General features: G+C 44.0%; 13 protein-coding genes. 9 read left to right on the top strand and 4 right to left on the bottom strand.

Features of this window, described 5'->3' with window-relative positions; translation table 11 throughout:
• Positions 1-68: 68 nt before the first annotated feature.
• Together ESB13_RS15405 and ESB13_RS15400 are read right to left on the bottom strand one after the other, a co-directional pair.
• Positions 69-617: a hypothetical protein gene (locus ESB13_RS15405; RefSeq protein ID WP_129004529.1), complete on the bottom strand. Its 549-nt coding sequence runs from the start codon at positions 615-617 to the stop codon at positions 69-71.
• A gap of 387 nt (positions 618-1,004) precedes the next feature.
• Positions 1,005-1,367 carry a hypothetical protein gene (locus tag ESB13_RS15400; RefSeq protein WP_129004528.1) on the bottom strand — a complete coding sequence of 121 codons (363 nt, stop codon included), beginning with the start codon at positions 1,365-1,367 and terminating at the stop codon, positions 1,005-1,007.
• A 368-nt stretch (positions 1,368-1,735) separates the two neighbouring features.
• Between ESB13_RS15400 and ESB13_RS15395 the strand changes: the two genes are divergently transcribed.
• The 4 genes from ESB13_RS15395 (at position 1,736) to ESB13_RS23810 (ending at position 3,827) form a co-directional block, all read left to right on the top strand.
• Entirely contained in the window at positions 1,736-2,647 is a 912-nt protein-coding gene (locus ESB13_RS15395; RefSeq protein ID WP_129004527.1) for a HEPN domain-containing protein, read from the top strand.
• 166 nt (positions 2,648-2,813) lie between these two features.
• Complete coding sequence (locus tag ESB13_RS15390) at positions 2,814-3,074, top strand: hypothetical protein (RefSeq protein ID WP_129004526.1); 261 nt, start codon at positions 2,814-2,816, stop codon at positions 3,072-3,074.
• A gap of 132 nt (positions 3,075-3,206) precedes the next feature.
• Positions 3,207-3,653 (top strand): DUF6934 family protein, encoded by a 447-nt coding sequence (locus ESB13_RS15385; RefSeq protein WP_129004525.1) that lies wholly within the window; start codon positions 3,207-3,209, stop codon positions 3,651-3,653.
• A gap of 9 nt (positions 3,654-3,662) precedes the next feature.
• Positions 3,663-3,827 (top strand): hypothetical protein, encoded by a 165-nt coding sequence (locus ESB13_RS23810; RefSeq protein ID WP_164974228.1) that lies wholly within the window; start codon positions 3,663-3,665, stop codon positions 3,825-3,827.
• A 295-nt stretch (positions 3,828-4,122) separates the two neighbouring features.
• Here ESB13_RS23810 and alaS read toward each other — a convergent pair whose 3' ends face one another.
• Positions 4,123-6,798, bottom strand: a complete 2,676-nt coding sequence (alaS, locus tag ESB13_RS15380; RefSeq protein ID WP_129004524.1) for an alanine--tRNA ligase — start codon at positions 6,796-6,798, stop codon at positions 4,123-4,125.
• A 113-nt stretch (positions 6,799-6,911) separates the two neighbouring features.
• On the opposite strand from alaS, the gene ESB13_RS15375 reads away from it, so the two are divergent.
• The 4 genes from ESB13_RS15375 (at position 6,912) to ESB13_RS15360 (ending at position 11,723) form a co-directional block, all read left to right on the top strand.
• Positions 6,912-7,883 carry a M23 family metallopeptidase gene (locus ESB13_RS15375; protein WP_129004523.1) on the top strand — a complete coding sequence of 324 codons (972 nt, stop codon included), beginning with the start codon at positions 6,912-6,914 and terminating at the stop codon, positions 7,881-7,883.
• Between the two features lie 79 nt (positions 7,884-7,962).
• Positions 7,963-8,673 carry a Crp/Fnr family transcriptional regulator gene (locus ESB13_RS15370; protein ID WP_129004522.1) on the top strand — a complete coding sequence of 237 codons (711 nt, stop codon included), beginning with the start codon at positions 7,963-7,965 and terminating at the stop codon, positions 8,671-8,673.
• Positions 8,674-8,763: 90 nt separating this feature from the next.
• Positions 8,764-9,282 carry a hemerythrin domain-containing protein gene (locus ESB13_RS15365; RefSeq protein ID WP_129004521.1) on the top strand — a complete coding sequence of 173 codons (519 nt, stop codon included), beginning with the start codon at positions 8,764-8,766 and terminating at the stop codon, positions 9,280-9,282.
• Between the two features lie 11 nt (positions 9,283-9,293).
• Positions 9,294-11,723, top strand: a complete 2,430-nt coding sequence (locus ESB13_RS15360) for a heavy metal translocating P-type ATPase (protein WP_129004520.1) — start codon at positions 9,294-9,296, stop codon at positions 11,721-11,723.
• Between the two features lie 16 nt (positions 11,724-11,739).
• On the opposite strand, the gene ESB13_RS15355 is transcribed toward ESB13_RS15360, so the two are convergent.
• Entirely contained in the window at positions 11,740-12,750 is a 1,011-nt protein-coding gene (locus ESB13_RS15355) for a hypothetical protein (RefSeq protein ID WP_129004519.1), read from the bottom strand.
• Between the two features lie 160 nt (positions 12,751-12,910).
• Here ESB13_RS15355 and ccoS point away from each other — a divergent pair, with 160 nt between their 5' ends.
• Complete coding sequence (gene ccoS / locus ESB13_RS15350) at positions 12,911-13,087, top strand: cbb3-type cytochrome oxidase assembly protein CcoS (RefSeq protein WP_129004518.1); 177 nt, start codon at positions 12,911-12,913, stop codon at positions 13,085-13,087.
• The last annotated feature ends 7 nt before the right edge of the window (positions 13,088-13,094 follow it).

Raw genomic sequence — 13,094 nt, 5'->3', positions numbered from 1 at the left:
ATTAATCCTATCTTGCTGTTGTAAAGGTAGAAAAGAAAAGTGATTTTTATAAAAAAAAGTTTATTTATTTATAAAAAATAAATCATTTTCATTGCCCCTTGTTCTCTTCTTTTCAAAATAGATTTATTGCCAACTAGTTGTATGGCAAATTGACCATCACTTAAATTAAAGTCAGTGATACACATCGCTGTTTTAACAGTGACTTCGTAAATGCCAGCTTCAATTAAATGTACTTCGATCACAATATTAAGAAGGCCTTCAGGTGTTTCTTCCTGAAGTATAACGCGCTCGTTTCTTTTACCATTTTCACCATGATTAATGAATACAAAATTCTTTAAAATGGCGCTGTAAGTCATTAGATGATTCATGGCGCGATTAACGAGGGATTCAACTTTTTCAGCTTCTATTCCTTCTCTAATGCCATGTTCATCGCCAAATTGAGTGCGAATCTGGTAATGTTTATCGAACCAAAGGTTAAAATCAAAGTTGGGCTTGATCGTTTTTATTTTCCTGGCCCGTTCGGAGCATTTGTTTTTTACATAGGCATCTGGATCTTCAATAGGTAATAACAGCCCTTTCTTTGGCTGAATTCTTTTTCTGGGTGTTTTCCGTTCCATAAATATAATTTGAAAACGGAGTGCTGAAACCTGTACGATAAAGGTAGCTATAATTAAATCATATGGCAAAAGGATATTTTTATAATATTTTACCAATCTTTCAGGAAATCGAAATCTTCGTCCAATAACTTTTTGGGGTGCTTGCCTAATCCTCTTGCCAGTTCGAGGAATGTTGTGAATGTGAAATCTTTTTTCTCGTTTTCGATTAAACTAAATGGTTGACTTTGCAATATCGCATCTGGAAACAACTTCGTCCTGACTTAAATTCAACTGCTCTCTCAGCGAGCGAAGTTTTATTCCAAATTCTTGTAGCCGGGCTTTGTCACGTCTTTCATTCATTTCTTACCTGTATTGCGTATAAATTTACAAAAACAGTGAAATGTATTTTTATTTTCCAGAGTTTAATCTATCTTCTATAATTCTGTTATATTTTTCCAATAAATCCAGATATTTCATTTTCCAATTCTCAATTTGTTGTAAGGCTTCTGTGAGTGTCGGCTGTTTTGCATTAATACTATCAAATAGATATTTGGGCATATCAGGAAATTCATCTGTAAAATCCCGGTTAATCACTTTTCCATAGGCCATTAGAATATGATAGGGTAAGTTTGGGTCTTTGATATGTTTATAGTAGCCAGCTCTGCTATAACCAGCCCTGCGGGCAATATCTTCTTTATTGATGCCGGTTGCCGTAACAGCGCTCGACAATAATGCTCCTCTATCTATTTTATTGTTTTTAGTTTTCATCAAAGTAAAAGAACTAAGATATGTGTATAAAAAAGTAGACAAAAAGATGCTAAAATGTTTACAGTATGAATACAGTTACTTATATTTGTATAGCAACTTGCGTATGAGAGTGCATAAAGTCATAAATTGCATTTCTGATACCAATAAGGATTTTGCTATAAGTCTCGCTCAGAAAACCGCGAATTTTCAGTGCAGCTGAGATGGTAGTAAAAGCCCATTCTATACGAGATAGGGTGGGCCTCTATCAGCTTATCAGCTGCGGGCTCTTCGCGGTGCCTCTGAGTGGTAAGACGAGGCTCACCTTATTTTATTATATAGGGAAGGCTTCGCTTACAGTAGACTTACATTATTCACCATAAATGTAAGATTACATGCAAACCACTTTAAAGCACCTGCCGCCTATAAGGCAGCTACCTCCCGTTACTTCCGATGAAAGTTCAGTAAATGCCAAAGTCATTGGAATTGAATCATTCTCCGGCATACAGGAAACAAATTACCATAAGGAGCGATTAGTAAGCTTCCTTACTCATGAAATGGATGTTGAGAAAATATACTTGCTGGGAACCTATCCTTGTTTTCCGGAAGCGCTGGGAGAGGAATATGATGTGCTGATCTTGATAGGGGAGCAGGAACATCGCCCTATCGATCGATTGGAGAACCTGGTTCATAGCCGGAGTTGTGATATTGCCCCTGTGTTTGCTTCGCTGTTTAAAATTACACGTATAAATGAAATGATTGCGGCAGGGAATTCCTTTTTTATTAATGCCTGCAGGCATGAGAACCTTATGTATGATGCGGACAGGATTAATGCCGCTTCGCCGCCTGGTTATTATAACAGAGGCATGAGTGGCTTTTTCAGGAATATTCATGTTTCTTATATGGGCCATGCCAAGCAGTTTTTACAAGGAGCTGTTAGCTATTACCGTGCTGAGGAATACCCGCTTGCCTGTTTTATGTTACACCAGGCTGTTGAACAGGGGCTTTCTGCACTGTTGGTGCCGCTTATGCAGTTTGAGGTAAGAACGCATAATCTTAGCAGGTTAATGCGGCTGGCAAGGCGGTTTAGTATTGATGTGTACCAAACTTTTCCGCGACATATGAAGCGGGATGTACAAAGGTTTTACCTGCTTCAAAAAGCTTATACCAATAGCCGTTATAATAATGCTTTTGGTGTAACGGAATCCGATACCGCTATCTTAATAGAACATAGCAGCCTCTTATTGCAAAAGATAAAGGATGCCTATGAATTCATTACCGATGGGGCAACGCCCATTGCTGCCTAAGTCGTTCGCTGTTTGCAAACAGGTGCTTCGGCTGATCCATTCGCTATTATACTGTTTCTTTATTTAACAAGGCCTGACAATTGTTTTGTGATTTCTACCGGCTATATGCCGGTGGAGTAACAATACATTGCCAGGCCTTTTTTGTTTACCTATAATATTACACAACATGAGCATTCAAAGAATACCCGATGAAGTAATTGAATCGGAGATCTTGAAAATTCGCAACTTCTTTTCTGAAGTTCCTTACAAGAGATGGAAAAAGGTGTTATGGGAGTTGTATAGTTGTTATGTTTACCAGACCGAAGAGGTTAATTCAGGAAAGGAGAACAGCGAAATGTTGCTGCTATATGAAGACCTCAGGAGATTTTTGAAGGATATGAATCGTTTGAACGAGAAAATGAAAACGAATGATAAAAAATGTTTATGATAAAAAACTTCTTTTATTGTTCAAGGAGCTTAATGAAGGGGGGAGATGGAAAGATTTAGTTTTTGGGATGTCATATGCGGGGCAATGATGAAAAGATAACGATGATGATCTGGAATGTTTAAAAGAAGTGGAATGCGATATGAGATATATAGGAATCTGAGGATTACAGAAGATTTTAGGGTAGTTGATTTTACTAGTGAAGGCAAAAAAGGCAATATTTCTAAAAGAATTGTTTTCTCTGCAACTGAATGGAAAGATGTATATAACCTTGCTTTTGGAGATATAGGCGCAAATGGCGAAATTGATGATTTTAGCATAAGCGATAACGGTGACAGAAACAAGATACTGGCGACTGTTGTAGATGTAGTAATGGCCTATACCAAAAGATATCCTGACCGGCTGATCTTTTTTAGAGGCAGCACCCGGGAGAGGACCAGGCTTTACCGGATGGCGGTTGGGATTAATTTAAGAGAATTATCTTGTGATTTTGATATCTATGCGTTTGTTGGTGAAGACATTATGCCGTTTACACCTAATATGGAAATGACCGCATTTTTGATTAAAAGAAAAAAAGTGTAAATTCGTATTATGAATAACAAGGTAATAAAATACAAAAGTGTGCTCTCAAAAGGAGAAATTACATTTATTGTTGACGAAGACCTTAATAAATTAAAAGGAAGGGAATTGGCCCCTAAAAAATTGGAAGAGGCTAATAAACTTTTACGTAAGTTGAAGTCTCCTTTGCCGAGATAATAGAAATCATCTTATTTAAATTATAGGCCGGGAATCTCCTGGCTTTTTTTATGCCTTTCAATTTGGCTTGTGAATGAAGGTGCCTGAACTCTTGCTTATAGTGATTGTATGAGAATTAGAATGGAGCATGATAGGGGAGAAGGAGGAGTGGTGAAGCCGGTTGCTACGAAGAAGTATGTTGCTTTTTTCATTGCGTGAACGCTAAAACATGAGCTTCCGGCAGGAGCTAAATAAAAAGACAAGGCTGGCTAAAAATAATGGCCAGCCTTGTCTTGCAATTTTAAAATAGTATTTGCTACAACAGCTCCTTCACTTTCACAATAACTGCGTCAAGGTTGCTGGCGTCTTGTCCACCCGCTGTAGCCAGCGTTTTCTGGCCGCCGCCGCCGCCTTTAATGAGTCCGGCAATATGTTCTTTAATGATCTTTGGCGCTTCCAGTCCTTTAGAGGCTACAAGGCTGTCGGAAAGCAATACTGCTACCTGTGCTTTGCCGTCTATATTAGCCGCAAGTACCGCTGCATAATCACCCTGAAGGCTCTTCAGGTCAAAACACAGCTTTTTGAGGCCATCGGCACTGCTTACAGATACTACTGCGCCAATGAACTGCGTTCCGTTTACGGTGCTTACCTGCTGTAGTAATTCGTTCTTCAGCACGGCCAGCTGCTGCGCTTCCAGGCTTTCAAGTTTCTTTTTCAGATCATTGCTTTCGGCAGCCAGGTTCTCAATGGCTTTCAGCAGCTCCTTAGGATTTTTAAGTAACTCTTTCGCCTGACGGATCGTTTCAAACTGCTCGAGGATCAGCCTTTCCGCTGCTGCGCCGCTAACTGCTTCAATACGGCGTACGCCCGCGGCAACGGCGCTTTCATGTTTTATTTTGAAATAACCCAGCTGACCTGTAGCGCCAACATGGGTGCCACCGCAAAGCTCTATGGAATAATTCGGGTCCATGATCACTACACGTACCGTGTCGCCATACTTTTCACCGAAAAGCGCCATGGCGCCCATCGCAACCGCTTCGTCTTTCGACATTTCCTTGATCACTACAGGAATGTTCTGCCTGATCTTCTCATTTACGAGCTGCTCGATAGCAGTCAATTCGTCGTCAGATACTTTCGCAAAATGAGAAAAGTCGAACCGCAGCTGGTCTTCATTAACCAGGCTTCCTTTCTGGGCCACGTGTGCACCAAGTACCTGGCGGAGGGCTGCATGCAAAAGGTGGGTGGCGCTGTGATGCGCCTCTATATTACTGCGGCGGATACCGTTTACTACTGCCAGAACAGGAGCATGAATATCCTGCGGCAGCTGCTCCGTAAATTGTATATAAAGATTGTTTTCCTTTTTGGTATCGATAACGGTAATGTCTTCACCGGCAAAACTGAGCAAACCGGTATCGCCCACCTGTCCACCGCTTTCGGCATAGAAAGGCGTAGCCTCAAGAACCAGCTGGTAAGCTTCTTTTCCTTTGGCCTTCACTTTACGGTAGCGGGTTACCTGGGTTTTGGTGGCCTGCGTAGTATAACCCACAAATGAAGTGACTGCATTTTCCTGCAATACTACCCAGTCTTCCGTATCAATAGCGGTAGCGGCGCGGCTGCGTTGCTTCTGCTGCTGCATTTCGACCTCAAAACCCGCTTCGTCAACAGTAAGATTGTTTTCAGAGGCAATAAGACGGGTAAGGTCTATGGGAAAACCATAGGTATCGTAAAGTTCAAAGGCGTCTTTGCCATTGATTAACGTGCCTGTGGTCGCTTTTTTGCCTGTGTTAGCAGTGCTATTGGCGCTGGCATTACCGGCAGCACCGGTGTTGGAAATGATATCGTCAATTCTTTTAAGTCCCTTTTCCAGGGTACGCAAAAATGCTTCTTCTTCCTCCTTCACAACTTTGGCGACAAACGCCTCCTGCTGCTGCAGTTCCGGGAATACCCCCGCAAATTGTTTTGCAATAAGGGGTAAAAGCTGGTGAAGTAACGGCTGCTTATAGTTCAGGTAAGAATAATAATAACGAACAGCACGACGAAGAATACGCCTGATCACATAACCTGCACCCGTATTCGAAGGCAACTGCCCGTCGGCAATAGTGAAGGATATCGCACGGATATGGTCGGCCAGCACACGAAACGCAACAGATTCCCTGCTGTCGCTGTTCTCGTATTTTTTGCCCGTGATGGCTTCCGTAGCCGCTATGGTTCCGGTGAAAACATCGGTATCGTAGTTCGAGCTTTTGCCCTGTATTACACGTACCAGTCGTTCAAAGCCCATCCCCGTATCAACGTGTTTGGCGGGCAGTGGCGCAAGACTTTTGTCCTTCAGCCTGTTGAACTGCATGAATACATTGTTCCAGATCTCTATCACCTGGGGATGATCGGCATTGACAAGTGTTTTGCCGTCAACCTGGGCACGTTCACTGTCCGGGCGGCAGTCGACATGTATTTCTGAGCAGGGACCACAAGGACCAGTATCGCCCATTTCCCAGAAATTATCTTTTTTATTACCGAATAAAATGCGGTCTTCACTGATCCATTTCTTCCATTCATCACGCGCCTCGGAGTCGGGGGGAAGGTTTTCTTCGGCATCGCCTTCAAAAACAGTCACATACAAACGGTTCTTGTCAAGCTTGTACACCTCGGTCAGCAGCTCCCAGCTCCAGGCAATGGCCTCGGCTTTAAAGTAGTTGCCAAAACTCCAGTTTCCCAGCATTTCAAACATCGTATGATGGTACGTGTCTACTCCAACTTCCTCTAAATCATTGTGTTTGCCACTTACTCGGAGACATTTCTGGGTGTCGGCAACGCGGGGTGTTTCGGGTTCGCGGTTACCAAGGAAATAGTCTTTGAACTGGTTCATACCCGCATTGGTGAACAACAGCGTAGGGTCGTTTTTAACGACAATAGGAGCCGAAGGAACGATCGTATGTCCCTTGGACCTGAAGAATTCCAAAAACTGCTGTCTGATAGCCGCACTGGTCAACATAATGAATGAGCCTTTTTTTGATACTATATTTAATGTGTAAGCCTTTATCTTTGTCTGCTTACAAAAGGCCTCAAAGGTAATATTTAGGGGCGAAGTTGAAAGGCGGGCAGAAGATGAAAAAAATTAAGTACTTCTATAATACACATACGCTCCGTTACGAAAAGCTGATTACGCCGTTGCGGGTGAAACTTTTACGTATTTTCGGCTTTATAGCCGCAGCTTCTGTAAGTGCTGCCATCATTGTAGCCATTGCCTTTCAGTATATCGATTCTCCAAAGGAAAAGCTGTTATTGCAGCAGAACGAAGACCTGCGGAACAGTTACAGCATCTTCCAGGCCGAGATCCGCCGCCTGCAGCAGGAGATGGCTGAACTCGAAAAAAGGGATAACGATGTGTACCGGGCGATCTTCGAAGCCACCCCCATCCCCGACAGTGCAAGGGTGAAGGAAATGGAAAACAATAAGGAAATGGCCATGGTGCGCGGCATGGGCGAATCGCAGCTGGTTTCGGATATGACCAACCAACTGAACAACCTGGCCCGCAGGGCTGCTTACCAGGAGAAATCGTACAACGAAATCGACGGCATGCTCAAAAATAAGGAGAAACTGCTGGCCAGTATCCCCGCCATTCAGCCTGTCAGCAACAAAGATCTCAACCGCATCGCATCCGGGTTCGGTTATCGGATCGATCCTGTATATAAGGTGGCAAAGTTTCACGCCGGATTGGATTTTGCAGCGCCACAGGGTACCCCTATTTACGCTACTGCCGATGGGGTGATCAAAGAAGCAAATTATAACGCCGGTGGTTATGGCAATCATGTGATCATTAACCATGGCTATGGTTATGAAACACTCTATGGCCACATGTATAAAATAAAAGCCCGCGTAGGTGAACGCATAAAACGCGGTGAGGTAATTGGTTATGTGGGCAGCACAGGTAAAAGTACAGGGCCTCACTGCCACTACGAAGTACATAAAAGCGGAGAACGTATAGATCCTGTTTATTACTTTTCCAATGATTTATCCCCCGAACAATTTGACAGATTGTTAAAATTAGCCGCTGCAAGCAACCAAAGCTTTGACTAAAAGCACTGATATCTATCATCTCTTTATCTGCCATTTGTCATGAACGGACGTGGTATCTTTGTTTCTCAATCCAATCAGCATGAAAGTAATTACAGAGACCTCGGATTGTGGAGCATGTGCCAGGAAGTGTCATTCGGTCTTTTGCAAGACCAGGGAGGAGCATCTTGCGGAATTCAGCCTTCAGAAAATATGCAATATTTACAAAAAAGGCCAGGTCCTTTTTAATGAGGGGACTTACCCGTTTGGCGTTTACTGTATCAATTCAGGTAAAGTAAAGTTGTCGCATCTGGGCGACGACGGAAAGGAACAGATCACCCGTTTACTTCGTGGCGGTGATATCATTGGCTACAGGGCATTGTTGAGCGGCGACCGTTATGGCGGTACGGCAGTGGCTTTGGAAGATTCACAGGTTTGTTTTATCCCCAAGGATATTTTTGTAAGGGTATTGAAACACGATACGGGTTTGGCCTTTGAAGTAATGCGTTTACTGAGCGACGAACTGCATAAGGCCGAAATGAAGATCACCCACCTGGCACAGAAGCCGGTAAGGGAGCGGCTGGCAGAAACGCTGTTGTTCATCAAAGAAACGTATGGTTATGAAACTGATGGTCTTACGTTAAATGTACGGTTGTCGAGAGAGGAAATAGCCAACCTGGTAGGTACGGCTACAGAGTCAACCATACGCCTGTTATCAGAGTTCAAAAAAGATGGCGTCATTGATCTCGACGGTAAGAAAATTAAGATCACCAACAGCCGCGAGCTGCTTCAGGTTGCAAATCTGCAAGATTAGACCTTTCTGATAAAAGTCATCTCCCGCATTGACCTTGCTCATTTTTATTTATACTAACAGAAGGTAACTTGCTGTTTAAATAGGCAGCGTATGCAATGGTACCCTCTGGGACACGCCGAGAACGTGCTAACTCCTGAAGAATTATGTAACCTGGTTGAACAGGATTACCACCTGGCTATCACTGCCTCTTGCAAAATGATCAGCGATTTCTTGTCTGGCCATCCGGAAGTTCCGGGGTTGCCTGTAGCTGTTTCCGAACTGGTTCACCTGCTCTTCGGCAAGTTGAACGATGAGCTCAAACATCTGCTACTGAAAGAATCGGGGATCATTTTTCCGTGTATCCGGAAAAACGGTCATAAACAATATTGCGTGAAAGACGCAACCGTACGGGTTATAAAAGCCCGCCAATCTGTTATCACCGCCCTGATGCAACGCGTAAGGCACCTGCTGAATAATTTTATGATTACACCCCGTGATAGCGCCGCCTGGAAAACCTGTGTAAACGCCTTTTTTCTGTTGGAAACAGCCGTTTTTCAATGGATTCATGTAGATCAGAACGTACTATACCCGGCAGTTCAGCAACCGCCGCGTACCACTAAAAAACTATAAATGTTATTTGTATGGCATTGATGGAAATTAAATCCACCTGCTATCATTGCGGAGAAGATTGTGGCGAGAACCCTATACAGGTTCAGGATAAGAATTTTTGTTGCGATGGATGCAGCATGGTTTACAGTATCCTCGAACAAAACGACATGTGCAGGTACTATTCCATTAATCAGGCGCCCGGCGTCAACCAACGCCAGAAGGTCAGGGAAAACAAGTTCATGTTCCTCGACGATGAAAAAGTACAGCAGGCGCTCATCAGCTATAAAGATGAAGCGCAAACCTTCATCACCTTTTACTTACCGCATATTCACTGCAGCAGCTGTCTGTGGCTGCTCGAGAATCTTCATAAAATAGAACCCGCTGTCTTCTCTTCCAAGGTCGATTTTCCAAGAAAGGAAGTGGAGATCTTCTTCGATCACCGCCAGCTCTCGGTACGGAAACTGGCCGAACTGCTTACCAGCATAGGGTACGAACCTTATATAAACCTTAACCAGTTCCTGCCCGGTAAAGTGCAGAAAGTAGACCGCTCCCGGCTGTATAAGCTCGGCGTGGCTGGCTTTTGTTTTGCGAACATCATGTTGTTCAGCTTCCCCGAATACCTGGGGATAGATGTGCAGGAACAATACCTGCTTAATATCTTCCGGATCTTTAACGTAATGCTGAGCCTGCCTGTATTCTTTTACAGTGCCTCGGAGTTTTACCAGAGCGCCTGGAAGGGACTGAAACACGGCTTCCTGAATATCGATGCGCCCATTGTACTGGCTATTATCGTTACTTTCTGTCGCAGCCTCTACGAGGTGTTCACCGGAACCGGCTCAGGTTTCTTCGATTCCATGTCGGGCATCGTACTGTTCATGCTTGCAGGAAGGGTGTTGCAGGAACGTACCTATAACCAGTTGAATTTTGAACGCGATTATACCTCCTATTTCCCTGTTGCTGTTACCCGTTTGAAAAAAGATCAGGAAGAAGTGATCACACTTCCGGATATTAAACTCGACGATACGCTGCTCATTCACAGTGAAGAACTGATCCCGGCAGATGGTATCATTACGCGCGGACATGCACTCATCGACTACAGTTTTGTCACCGGCGAAAGTGAGCCGGTACGGAAAGAGATGGGTGAACTGGTATACGCCGGCGGCAAACAGGTGGGCGGTAATATTGAAGTGCTGGTGATTAAAGAAGTATCTCAGAGTTATCTTACCCGCCTGTGGAATCGTGACGAATGGCAGCAGCAGAAACAGGACGAAGAACGTTCTTTTGTGCATTTGCTGAGCCGTTATTTTACATGGATCCTGTTTACCATTGCAGCAGGCGCGGCTACCTACTGGTATTTCGCCGATGCTTCAAAGATCTGGGATGCAGTAACCGCAATACTTATCGTGGCATGCCCTTGCGCATTGCTGCTGAGTAATACTTTTACCAACGGTAATATTCTGCGCCGCCTCGGACGTCATAAGCTTTACCTGCGCAGCTCCCAGGTGATAGAAGATATCGCCAATGCAAATTGTATCGTATTCGATAAAACAGGAACGCTTACCAGCAGCCGCAACCAGGATGTGGAATTCTATGGCAAACAGCTGTCGAAAGAGGTGCGCCAGAAAGTAGTGGCGCTGGCTTCACAATCCAATCACCCCCTGAGCCGCGCCATTGTACGATGGGCAAATCAACGTCCCGAAAAACAGGTGCAAAGTTTCTGTGAAACAAAAGGCAAAGGCCTGGAAGGTATCATCGATGGCGAACTGGTAACAATAGGTTCACGCCAGTTTGTATGCCAGGATGGTGTTGACGATGAAAAAGAGACCGCTGTATATGTATCCGTGGGAGAAGTGGTCATGGGACGGTTTATCCTGAAAAACAAATACCGCGATAAAGTACCCGGCTTGCTCAGGCAACTGAGAAAAGGATATAAACTGGCAGTGATAAGTGGTGATAATGAAGGAGAAAAAACATATTTAAGAAAGCTGCTGGGGCATGATGTTACCTTACTCTTTAACCAGAGTCCAGAAGACAAGTTACAATATATCCGCCGTTTGCAGGATACCGGTCATAAAGTGATCATGATAGGCGATGGCTTGAATGATGCCGGCGCCCTGAAACAATCGGAAGTGGGCATAGCAGTGTCCGACGACGCCAACTGCTTTACGCCCGCAAGTGATGCTATCCTGGATGCGGAACGTTTGTCTTCGCTGGCAAGTATGATAAAGTTGTGTAAGACCAACAAGCGTATTGTAATGGCTGCATTTGTAATCTCCATATTATATAATATAGTAGGGATCACCATTTCAGTGCAGGCTTTGATGTCGCCTATGATAGCGGCGATACTGATGCCTGCAAGTAGCTTGAGTATATTATTGATCACTTTTGGCGCCAGTAACCTGGCTGCCAGAAGCCTGAAAAGAAAAGGCATGGAAATACCGTTGGATTTCCATGCCCGCTAAAGAAAAGTTCTTAACGTCAGATATTCAGCCGGATACCCAGGTTTAACCCCAGGCCGCCTATATTAATATAGGATCTCAGATCGTCAGCCGGCCTGTTATTGTCTTTATACTGTGTTTGAGTTGGATGAGCAGGATCTGTGGTACCGGTAGGTGTATTTGAATTCTGATTGATTGTCGTGTGGTAGGTAGTGTTGCGCTCCGCGGTAGAAAGGTCATTGATGCCGCGTGAGCTGCTACTTACAACGCTGCCATTGGTGTTATTGATAACATTCGTTGTTTCGTTATAGGCTGTTACTTCTTTGCTTTTGCCTACGACAGGAACATTCCGATATTCCGTTTCAAGAAAAAAAGACAAACGGTTGCCTGCTTTTAGCGTTACGCCCAACGCGCCCTGAAACCCAATGGTAGCATTGGGTTTCACTTTTTCTTCCCGCTGGATATTGGTTTGTGCGCTAAGTGCAGGCTGACCTGGTACACTGCTCAAACGGTATCCTTCTGTTTCAATGATAAGACGGCCCCATACCGGCACAACTACACCAATACGTATATAAGGGTTAAGCCTGCCGCTCAAACCAGGACTCATCACAAGACTGGGAGCCACATCTAACGCATTCACATGTCCATGAGACCTTACCTCCCCGGCTTTGGTGGTCGTGTTCTGGATAGTAGTGTTCTGGTAGGTCATGAGGTTCTTCTTACTATGATAATAGTTAACTGCCAGTTCGGCAGAAACATAGCGTGTGAATTGGTATCCAAATGTAAGGCCTCCACGCGCACCGGCACCGTAGGAGCCTGTGAGGATCTTTTGCGAAGTAACGGTGTAGGCACCTGTTGCGGGATTAACGGTTTGATAGATCTCTTTGGGTTCATAGGGACCCACATTGGGGAATTGACCAGGTGATACGCTAAAGAAATAACCGCCTGCGGCCTTGAGGTAGAAGCCCTTATCTCTTGTTATCGGATCCTGTGCCCAAGCCTGCCAACCCGCTAAGGTCAACAAACTGAAAATCAAAGTCTTTTTAAGCATATGGCATTTTTTACGTTATTGATACATACTCAAAAGATATGCTAAATAGTGTTTTTGATCATTTAAAACATGATTAAAGTCATTGTGAAAGTTGAGAAATGTCATAGAACACGGTAGGTGCCCCTTCTAATTTTGTCATGTTGTTTTGACACTACTACCCATGAATGTAATTGTCCTTTTACTGATAGCCAGTATTTCGGTTGCCGCCTTATTTCTCGCAGGCTTCATTTGGAGCGTGAAAAGCGGGCAATATAAAGATGAGATCAGCCCTCCAACCAGGATCTTGTTCGATGGGGACGAGATGATAGATGACAGTACCAAAAAAAGTAAAGATTAAGATTAAA

Source organism: Filimonas effusa (assembly GCF_004118675.1).
Taxonomy (GTDB): domain Bacteria; phylum Bacteroidota; class Bacteroidia; order Chitinophagales; family Chitinophagaceae; genus Filimonas; species Filimonas effusa.
The sequence above is the reverse complement of the archived record's forward strand: the minus strand, read 5'-3'. Positions and strand labels throughout refer to the sequence as shown.

Excerpts from the sequence above, each read along its gene's own strand:
- ESB13_RS23810 (WP_164974228.1), top strand. The coding sequence starts at position 3,663 with ATGAATAACAAGGTAATAAAATACAAAAGTGTGCTCTCAAAAGGAGAA.
- ESB13_RS15390 (WP_129004526.1), top strand. The coding sequence starts at position 2,814 with ATGAGCATTCAAAGAATACCCGATGAAGTAATTGAATCGGAGATCTTG.
- ESB13_RS15355 (WP_129004519.1), bottom strand. The coding sequence starts at position 12,750 with ATGCTTAAAAAGACTTTGATTTTCAGTTTGTTGACCTTAGCGGGTTGG.
- alaS (WP_129004524.1), bottom strand. The coding sequence starts at position 6,798 with ATGTTGACCAGTGCGGCTATCAGACAGCAGTTTTTGGAATTCTTCAGG.
- ccoS (WP_129004518.1), top strand. The coding sequence starts at position 12,911 with ATGAATGTAATTGTCCTTTTACTGATAGCCAGTATTTCGGTTGCCGCC.
- ESB13_RS15405 (WP_129004529.1), bottom strand. The coding sequence starts at position 617 with ATGGAACGGAAAACACCCAGAAAAAGAATTCAGCCAAAGAAAGGGCTG.
- ESB13_RS15365 (WP_129004521.1), top strand. The coding sequence starts at position 8,764 with ATGCAATGGTACCCTCTGGGACACGCCGAGAACGTGCTAACTCCTGAA.
- ESB13_RS15385 (WP_129004525.1), top strand. The coding sequence starts at position 3,207 with ATGCGATATGAGATATATAGGAATCTGAGGATTACAGAAGATTTTAGG.
- ESB13_RS15395 (WP_129004527.1), top strand. The coding sequence starts at position 1,736 with ATGCAAACCACTTTAAAGCACCTGCCGCCTATAAGGCAGCTACCTCCC.
- ESB13_RS15370 (WP_129004522.1), top strand. The coding sequence starts at position 7,963 with ATGAAAGTAATTACAGAGACCTCGGATTGTGGAGCATGTGCCAGGAAG.
- ESB13_RS15360 (WP_129004520.1), top strand. The coding sequence starts at position 9,294 with ATGGCATTGATGGAAATTAAATCCACCTGCTATCATTGCGGAGAAGAT.
- ESB13_RS15375 (WP_129004523.1), top strand. The coding sequence starts at position 6,912 with ATGAAAAAAATTAAGTACTTCTATAATACACATACGCTCCGTTACGAA.